Source organism: Halobacillus aidingensis (genome assembly GCF_900104185.1).
GTDB classification, from domain to species: Bacteria; Bacillota; Bacilli; order Bacillales; family Halobacillaceae; genus Halobacillus; species Halobacillus aidingensis.
In genome coordinates, this window is sequence record NZ_FNIZ01000004.1 from 89,477 (window position 1) to 102,039 (window position 12,563).

12 protein-coding genes are annotated in these 12,563 nt (G+C 49.7%); 2 read left to right on the plus strand and 10 right to left on the minus strand.

Translation table 11 applies throughout. The annotated features are described in order from the left end of the window. Nucleotides 1-91: 91 nt before the first annotated feature. The 3 genes from BLS23_RS05285 to BLS23_RS05295 are packed head-to-tail and all read right to left on the minus strand — an operon-like array spanning nucleotide 92 to nucleotide 3,248. Nucleotides 92-394, minus strand: coding sequence for a YerC/YecD family TrpR-related protein (locus BLS23_RS05285; protein WP_089651501.1), 303 nt, complete (start codon nucleotides 392-394; stop codon nucleotides 92-94). A 13-nt stretch (nucleotides 395-407) separates the two neighbouring features. After that, nucleotides 408-1,475, minus strand: coding sequence for a DUF3048 domain-containing protein (locus BLS23_RS05290; protein ID WP_425250613.1), 1,068 nt, complete (start codon nucleotides 1,473-1,475; stop codon nucleotides 408-410). Between the two features lie 27 nt (nucleotides 1,476-1,502). Then, nucleotides 1,503-3,248 (minus strand): adenine deaminase C-terminal domain-containing protein, encoded by a 1,746-nt coding sequence (locus BLS23_RS05295; RefSeq protein WP_089651503.1) that lies wholly within the window; start codon nucleotides 3,246-3,248, stop codon nucleotides 1,503-1,505. Between the two features lie 73 nt (nucleotides 3,249-3,321). On the opposite strand from BLS23_RS05295, the gene BLS23_RS05300 reads away from it, so the two are divergent. Further along, a complete protein-coding gene (locus BLS23_RS05300; RefSeq protein WP_089651504.1) occupies nucleotides 3,322-3,576 on the plus strand; it encodes a YgaP family membrane protein in 255 nt (84 codons plus the stop codon). 217 nt (nucleotides 3,577-3,793) lie between these two features. Next, nucleotides 3,794-3,901, plus strand: a complete 108-nt coding sequence (locus BLS23_RS22195; RefSeq protein ID WP_337193754.1) for an EYxxD motif small membrane protein — start codon at nucleotides 3,794-3,796, stop codon at nucleotides 3,899-3,901. Here BLS23_RS22195 and purD read toward each other — a convergent pair. Genes purD through purQ form a run of 7 tightly spaced genes read right to left on the minus strand, consistent with a single transcriptional unit; the run spans nucleotide 3,863 to nucleotide 12,563 of the window. After that, the gene (gene purD, locus BLS23_RS05305) at nucleotides 3,863-5,143 is read right to left on the minus strand and encodes a phosphoribosylamine--glycine ligase (protein ID WP_089651505.1); all 1,281 of its coding nucleotides are present in this window, start codon (nucleotides 5,141-5,143) and stop codon (nucleotides 3,863-3,865) included. The genes BLS23_RS22195 and purD overlap by 39 nt on opposite strands. Before the next feature lie 18 nt (nucleotides 5,144-5,161). Continuing rightward, nucleotides 5,162-6,694: a bifunctional phosphoribosylaminoimidazolecarboxamide formyltransferase/IMP cyclohydrolase gene (gene purH, locus BLS23_RS05310; RefSeq protein WP_089651506.1), complete on the minus strand. Its 1,533-nt coding sequence runs from the start codon at nucleotides 6,692-6,694 to the stop codon at nucleotides 5,162-5,164. Beyond that, a complete protein-coding gene (purN, locus tag BLS23_RS05315) occupies nucleotides 6,691-7,269 on the minus strand; it encodes a phosphoribosylglycinamide formyltransferase (RefSeq protein ID WP_089651507.1) in 579 nt (192 codons plus the stop codon). The genes purH and purN overlap by 4 nt, the downstream gene beginning before the upstream one ends. Continuing rightward, nucleotides 7,266-8,270 (minus strand): phosphoribosylformylglycinamidine cyclo-ligase, encoded by a 1,005-nt coding sequence (gene purM, locus BLS23_RS05320; protein ID WP_089651508.1) that lies wholly within the window; start codon nucleotides 8,268-8,270, stop codon nucleotides 7,266-7,268. The genes purN and purM overlap by 4 nt, the downstream gene beginning before the upstream one ends. Nucleotides 8,271-8,282: 12 nt before the next feature. Continuing rightward, on the minus strand, nucleotides 8,283-9,695 hold the full coding sequence (gene purF, locus BLS23_RS05325; RefSeq protein WP_089651509.1) for an amidophosphoribosyltransferase: 1,413 nt from the start codon (nucleotides 9,693-9,695) through the stop codon (nucleotides 8,283-8,285). Continuing rightward, the gene (gene purL / locus BLS23_RS05330) at nucleotides 9,671-11,896 is read right to left on the minus strand and encodes a phosphoribosylformylglycinamidine synthase subunit PurL (RefSeq protein ID WP_089651510.1); all 2,226 of its coding nucleotides are present in this window, start codon (nucleotides 11,894-11,896) and stop codon (nucleotides 9,671-9,673) included. The genes purF and purL overlap by 25 nt, the downstream gene beginning before the upstream one ends. After that, entirely contained in the window at nucleotides 11,880-12,563 is a 684-nt protein-coding gene (purQ, locus tag BLS23_RS05335) for a phosphoribosylformylglycinamidine synthase subunit PurQ (protein ID WP_089651511.1), read from the minus strand. The genes purL and purQ overlap by 17 nt, the downstream gene beginning before the upstream one ends.

The window sequence follows — 12,563 nt, forward strand, 5'->3', positions numbered from 1 at the left end:
ATGCCTGTCCGTTTTTTCTTAGAATCATGGAAGTGTTTCACCAGCGCCAACAAAAAAAGACTGCCTAACAATAAAGGCAGCCTCTCATAAACTATTCGGTTTGTTTCGCTTGCACACGGTCAAGCGCTTGTGTATAAGCGTCATTGCCATAATTCAAGCAGCGTTTCACACGGGAGATCGTCGCCGTGGATGCACCTGTTTCGGTTTCAATTTTATGATAAGTGAAGCCTTCACGCAGCATGCGCGCTACTTCCAATCGCTGAGCGAGTGACTGCACTTCATTCATCGTTGCGAGATCATCAAAGAATTCATAGCATTCTTCTACACTTTGCAAAGATAAAACCGCTTCGAACAGTTGATCGAGCGTCTTTCCTCTCAATTTATCGATCTGCATGCCTTTTCCCTCCTTACTCCGATTCTACTGCAGCGTTTCCTGGAATGATGTTCACCCAAGTCTTCCCTGGTGTAAATGCCAGCGGGCTGCCGTCTTTATAGGGAAGCAATCGTCCATCGACGTTCTTCCACTCTACTTCTTTCATTTGTCCTTTTTGTAAAAGATACCCGTTCCCGCCTGAAGTGAGATCAATCGCACGACGACCGGCGTTATCAATAATCCGGTGGTCTGCTTCTATGATCCAAACATTTTCTACAGCCACCCGTTCTTCATTCAAACGGTCGATGGTCGGCTCTCCATCACTGGAACGTAAAAACTGCTCTTTCGCAGCATCATAAGTAAAACTTACATTCGTCCGACTGCCATAAGTAATCTGGACGTCATCCACGGGTGTTCCTTCAAACGAACCTTCTTCAGCAAACGGTAGTGCTTCAGGTTCTCCTGATTCATCATAGCCTTTGTTCGCAACCGCCTGCTCGACTCCCTCTGTCAAAAGATAAGAGTTATGAGGAGCTGCACGATCCGAGGACCGTTCGAATAACCAGCCGTTGTTATCATACATCGCTCCATCCAGGTAATCGACACCGCTGCCTGCTACTTGTTGATTGATCGACGTCGACGCACCGTGGTACGTATAAAGCGCATCAAAGCCATCAGCGATTTCGAAATAGTATGGACGTGCACTTCTTACCGGACCTATTGTATCAGGAATGTCACTATGGAACAAAGCAAGGAAACGTGTGATCTGCCCCTCTGCCAAAACTTCATAGACGATGTCGGCCTGACTCAAGCCTGATTGAGGTCTTGCTTTCGGATGGTTGTTCACCATGACGGACAAGGCACGGTGGTCTGCTTTTTCAGCCGTCGCTTCCCCCGTCAGTGGAAATGTTTCTGTGCGGGCTTGTTCGGTTTCTTCCTTTTCATCAACGGTCACGTTCTCTTCTGTCTCTATTTGTTCTTCGACCGCTGTTTCTTTCTCTTTCGTTTCTTCAGGTTGTGCAGCCCCTGCTTCCTCATTACAAGCGCTGAGAAAAAGGACGGCAAGCAAGCTGAAGAATGTAAGCTTTCTCAATGACAGCACTTCCTTATCTGTATTCCCTCTCTTATTTTAACGCATTATCGAAGGAAAGAGTACCTCTTTCTTTTTCACATCCATGATTCCAAGCGGTGTGATGCGAATGAATGGCAGATGCATGGATGACAAAAAGAGAAGCGTGTAAACGGGATCATTGAACGTAAAACCATGATCCAGCAGGCATTCTTTCAATTTCGCTTCTTCCTCCATGAGCTCTCTCATCGGCAGATCGGCCATCACGCCGCCAAGAGACAATGGCAGTTCAAAAAGGATTTCTCCTTCATTGACGAGCACAATTCCCCCACCGATTTCCTTCATGCGCTGAAAGGCCTTTTTCATATCTTTACGTGACTTTCCTGTCAATATGATATCCCCAGTATTGCTGTACGAGCTGACAAGGCCACCTAATGTCTGCGTAAAACCTTTCAGCAGTGTATTGACCATCCATTCGCCTTCACGGTCCATCAGCATGAGGTAGGATTCTTTATTTTCATCGCTCAATCGGTCGGTGGAAATGTCCGTATCGATGGCATAAGGTTTCATGATGACATCGTTCACCATCTCAAGACCGATCGGCATGGAAAACTGCATATCTGCATCGGTCACTTCCCAATCGAGATCGAGCGGCTTCACGCCATTTTTTTCCCACTGGATTAGTGTTTCTTTTTTCAAAACCTCACCATCACGTTTCGTCCATTCACCTTTTGCAATGACGGAGTGAGGCATCGGGTCTTTCGGGTCTGATAAAAAGTTCAGGTGAGCGACGCGCCCGGCGTTCAAGCTTCCTACACGATTTTCAATTCCGAAATGACGGGCCGCCTGATACGTCGCCATCATGTACGCATCAATTTCCGGCACGCCGGCATCCAATGCAATTTGGATACATGGATTGATCAGTCCTTCACGATAAAATCCAGGCGTGGATCCATCGGTCGTGTACATCATATGGTCGAAGTGAGTATGCCCTTGTTCCACAAGCCCTTGTAAAATATCCGGAAGATCCGGGCGGATGGACGAGTAGCGTAACCCTGTCTGATAACCGATTTCCAATCGTTTCAGAACATCGTCAGCACTCATCGATTCATGCTCTGAATCCATTCCGAGCAAGCGCATTTTCACAAGCGTCTGTTCAGAAGCGCCCGGCAGGTGGGCTTCCAAAGGCTTCCTTGAACGTTTGGTTTCCTGCATAAAGTGTAAAATCTGCTCGTCCCCATGATGAAGGACATCCGGCCATGCCGTCAGCTCTCCACCCTGGATGACCGCATCGTGAGCGATCCAATCCGGGATTTGCGAATCAAAGGCAAAACGGTCTTCATCTCGAAGCACGGACTGCGGGTCAAAGCGCGCCCACCAGTACATGGTTGCAGGTAAATCCATGAACTCTTCCAATAAAGAAAACGCTTTCTCTTTTTCTGTTAAAAAAAGCCACATCAAGTTATCGTTGACGAGCGTCGTGGTCCCTGTCTCTGCCGCATATTCTGCAAAGCTCTGGGGATTATATAACTGAAATGGGTGGGCATGCGGTTCAACATAGCCAGGCACAATATAACTGTCTGTGCCATCAATGATTTCCGTACCTTCTGTATTGGAAGGAAGCTTTTGGCCGGTATAAATGATGCGATCATTATACAACCAGATATGGCCATGCATCCATTTCTTTAAGTAAACATTCAAGTAAGTTGTATTTTTGATTAACTTCGTCGGCGCCGTTTTTCCATCAATGACGGCTGCATGTTCACGCAGCTGACGGTTCCGCCAACGAAAGCGTGTTTCGTTCATGGAGCGTACCTCCCTGAGATCATTATGTTCTATCGTAACACAGGAACTTCCATTCTGGTAAGGAGGAAGCACAATGAAACCGAATATCGGTATCATCAACAGTATGGTCCGCATCACCGCAGGTCTTAGTATGCTGACCTATTTGACGATCCGCGGTGCACGTAAAGAGTGCGATTCTTCCCACCCGCTTCTAATCATGTTGTCTGCATTGAAGGTTGCGGAAGGAATTGTACGTTTCTGCCCGTTGACAGCCGTTTATGAGGAAATGTCTACAGAAAAAGACGGCATTGAGCAAAGCTGGCAGCAAAATATTCCGCAGGACCAATAAACGCGGAGGTGTACGGCATGTTTCTGCCGATGATTTTCCTGTTCCGTCGATATATTAAAAATTTGGCCGATAAAAATAAAGTTTAGCCGATATATCCGGATTTTGGTCGATATCTTCAATTTTCAATTGATATATACGACTTCCCATTGATATATATCACAATCACTAACAAAAAAAGAGCGGGCTGCCCCGCTCTTTCTTCAAAAGGATGAAACATATGGATTTTATGGAGTACTTTACAGACGTCGGTTTCGTCATCGTCACCGTCATCGGCTCGATAGCCGCTTTATTCTACGTCGGCATGCGAAGCCGCCGAAGAGACTGATGTACGTCCGATATCTCTTCGAAAGAAAAAGTCCCTCTGATTCTCAAATGGACGGAGCGATTGATACGTACGATCCAGCGCTTGCGCCAAGTCTTCTCCTTTGTTCCCAATCAAAAGGACGCGCCCGCCGCTGGATACATACTTCCCGCTTTCCCAAGCTGTCCCTGCATGGACGACAAAACCATCATCCGCTTTAAGCTCAGGTAACGGACGCCCCTTTTCATATGGACCAGGATAGCCCGCGGAAGCGACCACAACACCTGCACAAACTTCCTCTGACCATTTCAATCCAGGATCTTTCCCATCCAGTACATCGTTCACCACTTGCACGAGGTCATTTTCTAACAAAGGTAAAACGACCTGCGTTTCCGGATCACCGAATCGCGCATTGAATTCAATCACCTTCGGGCCCTCTGAAGTTTCGATCAAGCCTGCATATAAAATCCCTGTAAACGGGCGGCCTTCTTCCACCATCGCTGCCGCTACCGGCTTCACAATCTCCTCGACAGCAAAGGCGTACGAAGAATTATTCAATGCTTGCACAGGAGCGAAGGCGCCCATTCCGCCTGTATTCGGACCTTGATCTCCATCGAATGCGCGCTTATGGTCTTTCGCAGGAATCATCGGATAGACATTCGAACCATTCACAAACGCCATGAGCGAGAATTCTTCGCCTGCCAAAAATTCCTCCACGACAATTTCACGGCTCGCATCGCCGAACTGGCCATTTTCAAGCATGTCTTCCGCTGCTGACAACGCCTCGTCCACGGTTTCAGCCACGACGACCCCTTTTCCTGCCGCCAGTCCGTCCGCCTTCACGACAATCGGCGCACCTTTTTCCCTAATGTAAGATTGAGCCGCTTCCACATTGGAAAAAGCTTCGTATCCAGCCGTCGGAATCTCGTATTTGTGCATCAGCTGTTTAGCAAAATGCTTGCTTCCTTCGATCAGAGCGGCCGCTTTGGTCGGACCGAACACCGGCAGAGCCGCTTCTTGGAAAGCATCCACCAATCCATCAAGCAAAGGGTTCTCAGGGCCTACCACGGTCAGGCCCACATTGTTCTCCCGGGCAAAAGCAACCAGACCGTCAAAATCCTGCTCACTCATATCGATGCATTCAGCAATTTTGCTCATCCCTGCATTTCCAGGGGCAGCGAAAATACGATCTACTTGATCACTTTCTGCGAACTTTTGTACAAGGCTGTGTTCCCGGCCACCTCGACCGACGACCAATACGTTCATAAGACTCCACCCTTTCGATTAATGTTTGAAGTGACGCATTTTTGTAAAGACCATCGCGATGCCATGTTTGTTACAGGCATCAATGGAATCTTGATCACGCTTGGAACCGCCAGGCTGGATGATCGCTGTCACACCCGCTTCCGCTGCGGCTTCCACAGTATCCGGCATCGGGAAAAAGGCGTCGGACGCCATGATGCTGCCTTCTGCTTTCTCACCTGCCTGCTCAAAAGCGATTTTCGCTGCACCGACACGGTTCATCTGTCCTGCACCGACACCGAGCGTGCGGTCCCCTTTCGCTACGACGATCGCGTTCGACTTCACGTGTTTGACGACTTTCCAACCAAGCTTCAAATCTTCAAGCTCCTGTTCAGACGGCTCACGTTCTGTTGCCACTTCAAGCTCGACATCATCGAGAGACCCTTCATCCGCATCCTGGACAAGCAGCCCGCCATTGACGGTCACGAGCTTATGAGCCGGACGGTCGGCTTTCTTCATGTCCACTTTCAACAGGCGGAGGTTCTTCTTCGTTGTCAGAATATCAAGCGCTTCTTGACTGAAGGACGGAGCGATGATGATCTCAAGGAAAATCTCTTTCAGCTTCGCAGCTGTATCGGCATCGACTTCTCTATTCAAGGCAACGATTCCACCGAAGATCGAAACAGGATCACCTTCATACGCTTTTACATAAGCGTCATGCAAGTTCTCACCAACTCCGACACCGCATGGGTTCATGTGTTTGACCGCGACAGCAGCCGGCTGGTTGAACTCAAGCACCACTTCAAGAGCCGCGTTGGCATCCTGAATGTTGTTATAGGAAAGCTCTTTTCCGTTCAGCTGTTCCGCTTCAGCGAGCGACGTGCCATCGAAGTTCGCTTTCTTATAAAAAGCCGCGTCCTGGTGCGGGTTTTCTCCGTAGCGTAAGGATTGTACTTTTTCATAAGTGACGGAATACGTCTCTGGAAATGGCTCTTCTGTCAAACCGGAAAAGTATTCCGCAATCATCGCATCGTAATTGGCGGTATGACGGAACACTTTGGCCGCAAGCTTACGGCGGGCCTCATAAGAAAGTGCATCGTTCTTGAGTCCTTCAACGACCTCAACGTAATCGACAGGATCAACGACGACCGCGACGTCTTCAAAACTCTTCGCAGCCGAGCGCAGCATCGTCGGTCCACCAATATCGATGTTCTCAATCGCATCTGCTTCCGTAACGCCTTCTTTCGCGATTGTCTCTTTGAACGGGTACAAGTTCACAGCGACAAGATCGATCGTCTCGATGTTCAGTTCCTCGAGCTGCTTCATATGCTCTTCATTCGAGCGCTTTGCGAGTAACCCACCATGGACCGAAGGATGAAGCGTCTTCACACGTCCGTCCATGATTTCCGGAAATTCAGTGACCTCGGAAATGGATTTGACCGGGACTCCTGCTTCTTCAATGGCTCGTTTCGTGCCACCTGTAGAAATAAGCTCATAGTCTAGTTCGTGAAGTTTCTTTGCAAAATCAGTCAATCCTTGTTTGTTGGATACGCTCAGTAGGGCACGTTTTTTCATTGAGATTCCTCCTTGATGAATAATGATTGAATCACTTGTGGGTAGAGGCGATGTTCGACCGCCTGGATTTTGTCTTTTACATCATCAGCTGTGTCGTTTTCTTCTATAGGAATAGGTTCCTGGGCGATGATCGGTCCTGTATCCATGCCGTCATCGACATAATGGACCGTTACGCCAGTCACTTTCACTTTTTTCTCCAACGCCTGACCGATGGCATCTTTCCCTGGGAACGCCGGCAGCAGGGACGGGTGGATGTTGACGATGCGGCGCTCATAAGGCTTCAATAACGTCGGTCCGATAAGGCGCATATATCCAGCAAGCACGATGAATTCAATCCCTCGCTGCCGGCAGTCATCGAGCACCGCCTGCTCATAGGCGGCTTTGTCTGCAAAACTTTTCGCCCGGTAAACGACGGTATCGATTTCATGCTTCTGAGCCTTTTCGATGACAGGGGCCCCGATGCGGTCACAGACGAGCAGGGCGATGTTCGCTTCGAGCTCTCCGGATTCCACTTTGCTGACGATTGCATCGAAATTCGAACCGGTGCCGGAGGCGAAGACAGCGATGTTGATCATATTCCCTGCACTCCTTCCTCGTTCGTCACTTTTCCGATGACGACCGCATCATCACAAGCTCCGAACGCGGCGTTTACATCAGAAGGATCAAGCACGACGACCATGCCGATGCCCATGTTGAACACACCGAACATCTCCTCATTGCTGATCGATCCTTTTTCCTGTAAAAAGCGGAACACTTCCGGCACCTGCCAACTGTCGATGTCGATTTCACACCCAAGTCCTTCCGGCAGTGTGCGTGGAAGGTTTTCGTAAAAGCCGCCTCCTGTAATGTGCGCGATGCCTTTGATGGTGGTGTTTTTCTTCAGCGCTTGAATCTCAGGAACATAAATCCGCGTTGGCGTTAACAGGACGTCTCCAAGTGTGCGGGTCCAGCCCGCAGGTACCGTATCGAGGTCCAGGTCTGCGATGAGTTTCCTGACAAGAGAAAAGCCGTTCGAATGGACGCCGGAGGAAGGAAGGCCGACTAAGACATCTCCTTCTTTGATCTCAGAACCTGTGATGATCTGCTCCTTATCCGCCATTCCGACGACAAAGCCGGCGAGGTCGTATTCATCCGCCTCATACATGCCTGGCATTTCTGCCGTTTCGCCACCGACTAGGGCAGCCCCGGACTGTTCGCAGCCATCTGAAATTCCTTTGACGATCTGCTCGATACGCGCAGGATCATTTTTTCCACAGGCGATGTAATCCAAAAACAAAAGCGGATCTGCGCCCTGCGCGACGATATCGTTGACACACATCGCGACAACATCTACACCGATGGTATCATGCTGATCCATCTCAAACGCCAGCTTCAGCTTCGTTCCGACTCCGTCTGTGCCTGTCACAAGGACAGGTTGTTCATAGCTCATGCCGCTGAGATCAAACAATCCAGCGAAAGAACCGAGTCCTCCCAGCACTTCCGGACGCATCGTACGGGCGACATGCTTCTTCATCCGCTCGACCGCTTCGTAACCAGCTTCGACATCGACTCCCGCCTTTTTATACGATTGACTCATCTCGCTTCCCTCCTATGCCTTTTCATATGGATGCATCGTGTTCGGATAAATTTCTGTCGGGTAATTGCCGGTGAAACACGCCATACAACCGCCGTGTCTCAGCGACTCTTCTCCTTGATATATACTGTCATTCAATCCTTGAACTGATAGAAAAGCGAGACTGTCAGCGCCAATTTGCTCTTCGATTTCCTCGACGGAATTGTTCGCGGCGATCAATTCCCCACTGTTTGAAGTATCAATGCCGTAATAGCACGGGTTTTTAATCGGTGGAGACGCAATCCGCACGTGAACTTCCTTCGCTCCCGCATCCTTCAACATCTTCACAATTCGGCGGCTCGTCGTACCCCTCACGATCGAATCATCGACCATGACCACTTTTTTCCCTTCGACAATCCCTCGGACAGCAGAGAGCTTCATTTTCACACCCTGTTCACGTAGCTCTTGAGACGGCTGTATGAATGTCCGGCCGACATAGCGGTTTTTGATCAACCCGAGCTCATACGGAATCCCGGAAGCTTCTGCGTAACCGATGGCTGCCGAAATACTTGAGTCCGGAACACCTGTCACAACATCCGCATCAATCGGAGCTTCTTCCGCAAGCGATTTGCCCATCCGTTTACGGGAAGCGTGGACATTTTTTCCGTCGAGATTGCTGTCAGGTCTTGAAAAGTAGACATATTCCATCGAGCAGAGCGTGCGCTGAATCGGAGCGGAGAACCGTTTGGATTCCACTCCCTCATCTGATATGATCAAGAGCTCACCAGGATCGATTTCCCTATCATACTCGGCACCGACAACATCGAAGGCACATGTTTCTGAAGAGACGATCCATGATTCTCCCAGATGACCAAGGCTGAGTGGACGCAACCCGCGCGGGTCATTGGCGACAAACATGCGGTCCTCAGTCATGACGAGAAACGCATACGCGCCTTTGATCATCGACAGAGCCTCCATGATGGCCTGCTCGAGAGGCAGATGGCGGGCACGTTTGATTAAATGGGCAACCACTTCAGTATCGGAAGTCGTCTGCAAAATGCTTCCCTGCGCCTCCAGCTGGTTTTTCAACGCTTGGGCGTTCACAAGGTTTCCATTATGCGCAAGTGCAAGTCCCCCTGTTTGGGAGCGGAAGAGAAGCGGCTGGATATTTTCATAGCCGCCGTCCCCTGCCGTTGCGTAGCGCACGTGACCGATCGAAGCATGACCACTCAAGTCATCGAGCTGATTTTCTGAAAAAACTTCATTGATGAGGCCGTGCCCTTTGGCGAGCTTCAGCTGTTCCCCATCTGTTGTGACGATGCCCGCTCCCTCCTGACCACGGTGTTGGAGGGCATGCAGTCCGTAATACGTCAGCTGGGCCGAATCCTGATGGCCCCAGACGCCGAAAATGCCGCATTCTTCGTTCAAACCTTTGATTTCACCAAGCATCCGATCGCTCCTTTCCACGCTTCTTTCAGCACTGATGTCTTTTCTTCCAGAACGACGCCTTCCTGCTTGATTCTATACACCCCGTTCTCCGTCACGGTTCCGATCAAACGGGCGTCCGTGACACTCTGTTCGAACGCGTCCTTTTGTTCCGGGGCTATGGTGACGATAAAACGCGACTGCGATTCTGAAAACAACGCTGTGACAGGTTCGCCTTCTAGCGTCACCTCACAACCGAACTCGTTTTCAAAAAGCTTTTCGGCAAGGGCAACAGATAGACCACCTTCTGATACGTCATGAGCAGAGACGACAAGTCCTGCGCGAATCGCTGTCAAAAGCTGTTTTTGACGGTTATACTCAATCTTTAAATCCAGCGACGGGGCTTTTCCAAAATGCTTTCCTTCAAGCATGCCCTGCAGTTCACTGCCCCCGAATTCTGCATTCGTTTCCCCAATTACATAGATGAGGTCGCCGGCATGTTGCGCATGGGAACGAGTGATATGCTTAACATCATCAATCAAACCGACCATACCGACGATCGGTGTCGGGTAAATCGCCTGACCACCGAACGATTCGTTGTACAAGCTGACATTCCCACCGATGACAGGCGTTTCAAGGTTACGGCACGCCTCGCTCATGCCGTCGACGCTTTTTTCCATCTGCCAAAAGATTTCCGGATTTTCCGGTGATCCGAAATTGAGTCCGTCTGTGATTCCCAGTGGGCGACCACCCGAGCAGACGATATTTCTTGCTGCTTCAGCAACTGCGATTTTCCCACCGACTTCAGGGTCTACATAGAGATAACGGGAATTGCAGTCGGTCGTCATCGCAAGCGCTTTGTTTGTACCGCGTACGCGAAGCACAGCCGCATCAGATCCTGGTGTGACGACGGTATTCGTCTGGACCATGGAATCATACTGATCGTACACCCATTCTTTGCTGGCGATTGTCGGCTGTTTCAATAGATTCACCAATGTCTCCCGGTAATCTGTGATTTTCGGAATATAATTTTCCATTCTTTGAAACTCTTCATAGTACGCAGGGATACGGGACGGCTGATGGTAGACCGGTGCATCCTCAGCAAGAGAATCAACGGGAACGTCAGCAACAACTTCCCCGTGATGCTCAAGGCAGAAGCGTTTCGTATCCGTCACTTCACCGACCGCTACCGCTTCAAGATTATACTTACGAAAAACTTTTGCGATCTCTTCTTCGCGTCCTTTTTCTACGACGAGCAGCATCCTTTCCTGAGATTCAGAGAGCATCATTTCATAAGCCGTCATATTTTCTTCGCGCTGCGGGATATGGTCGAGATTCATCGTCATTCCTGTGCCTGCTTTACTCGCCATTTCACTTGCGGATGAAGTCAGTCCTGCCGCTCCCATATCTTGAATACCGACAAGAGCATCGTGCTGGATGACATCAAGACAAGCTTCGATGAGCAGTTTTTCCATAAACGGATCCCCGACTTGTACGGATGGACGCTTTTCTTCGGACTCTTCCGACAATTCTTCCGATGCGAAGGTAGCGCCGTGGATGCCGTCGCGCCCGGTCTTGGCTCCGACGTACATGACCGTGTTACCGATACCGGCCGCAATTCCTTTTTGGATATCTTTATGATCGATCAATCCGACACACATCGCATTGACGAGCGGATTTCCATTATACGCATCATCGAACTGGACTTCTCCGCCGACCGTTGGGACACCGACACAGTTGCCATAACCGGCAATGCCGCGGACGACTTCTTCAAAAAGGTACTTCACACGTGGTTGCTGCAACGAACCGAACCTGAGCGAATTCAGAAGCGCGATTGGGCGTGCGCCCATCGAGAAGACGTCACGCAAAATTCCACCGACGCCAGTTGCCGCCCCTTGATACGGTTCAACACCAGACGGGTGATTGTGGCTTTCGATTTTGAAAACAACGGCCTGATCATCACCGATGTCGATGATTCCCGCTCCTTCCCCTGGACCTTGGAGCACGTGCGACCCTTCAGTCGGGAACTTTTTCAAAAGCGGTTTGGAGTTTTTGTAGCTGCAGTGTTCCGACCACATGACCGAAAACAAGCCGGTCTCTGTGTAATTCGGACGACGGCCGAGAATCGAGCGAATCGATGCATACTCGTCATCCTTCAGCCCCATCTCTCTATAGACGTGCTGTTCTTCGATTTGTTCTGGACTGATCTCAAGCATTGATGGCATGGTGTTCCCTCCAGTGTGTCAAAATCGATTGAAATAGACGAAGACCGTCATCGTGACCAAGAAGAGCTTCGACCGCCCGTTCCGGGTGTGGCATCATGCCGAGCACATTTCCTTTTTCATTCGTGATGCCGGCAATATCTCCGACAGATCCGTTCGGGTTTTGGTCATACGTAAAGACGATCTGCTTGTTGTTTTGGAGCTTCTGAAGCGTTTCTTCGTCACAAAAATAGTTGCCGTCTCCATGCGCGATTGGAATTTGGATTTTTTCCTTTTCCTCGTATTGACGGGTAAACATCGTATCCGCATTCTCGACGGTCAATGTTTCGTAATGGCACATGAACTTGAGCTTTTCATTCGGAAGCATTGCACCAGGCAGAAGTCCCATTTCGAGAAGGATCTGGAATCCGTTGCACACGCCAAGCACTGGCTTTCCTGCCTCGGCTGCTTCGCGGATTTGTGTGATGACATCAGAAGTAGAGGCAATGGCACCCGAGCGCAGGTAATCGCCATAAGAGAAACCGCCCGGCAGTAGAATCCCGTCATAGTTTGCTAGATTTGCTTCCTTATACCAGACAAGATCCGCTTCTGCCCCGAGTTGATCTTTAACAGCAAAGTACATATCACGGTCACAATTCGATCCTGGAAAAACGATGACAGCGAATTTCAC